The 397-nt window shown below is 58.9% G+C and carries 1 protein-coding gene and 1 pseudogene; one reads left to right on the top strand and one right to left on the bottom strand.

Translation table 11 applies throughout. From position 1 onward, the window contains the following. On the bottom strand, positions 1-310 hold a 310-nt coding region (locus VSR34_RS38905), incomplete at its 3' end, for a TniB family NTP-binding protein (RefSeq protein WP_342965300.1). Between the two features lie 6 nt (positions 311-316). Between VSR34_RS38905 and VSR34_RS38900 the strand changes: the two are divergent. Further along, a pseudogene (locus VSR34_RS38900) lies at positions 317-397 on the top strand (IS6 family transposase); the annotation flags it as partial.

Raw genomic sequence — 397 nt, 5'->3', positions numbered from 1 at the left:
GATTGTGGGGAGCGCCGAGTTCGAACAGCAGGCCCGAGTAAGACCTGTGCTGATCAGGTGTCGGAGGCATCTGCATGGTGAGGACTGAACATCGCTCGATCCCGCTCCGTTCATCGAACTCGCTGGGATGCGCACGCTTGAATTTTGCAGTGATCTTCGTTTTGCCGATGTTGGAGTCGCCGTGGATGAGCAGGCATGGCATCCGGTCGCGGCGCGGCGTCTCGTGAAGACGCTCCAGGAGCTGCAGCGCTTCGGTGGCGCGAGGATAGTCGATGGCTCTGTCAGGTTGATGGAGAGGGGGCGGTAGAATGACGTAATGAAGAAGACAAAACCGCTTTATCACGGCCACCGCTTCCCTGCCGTCGTCATCAGTTGCGCGGTTCGCTGGTATTTCCGG

It is taken from the genome of Paraburkholderia sp. JHI2823, assembly GCF_038900695.1.
In the GTDB taxonomy this organism is placed as follows: domain Bacteria; phylum Pseudomonadota; class Gammaproteobacteria; order Burkholderiales; family Burkholderiaceae; genus Paraburkholderia; species Paraburkholderia mimosarum.
The sequence above is the reverse complement of the archived record's forward strand: the minus strand, read 5'-3'. Positions and strand labels throughout refer to the sequence as shown.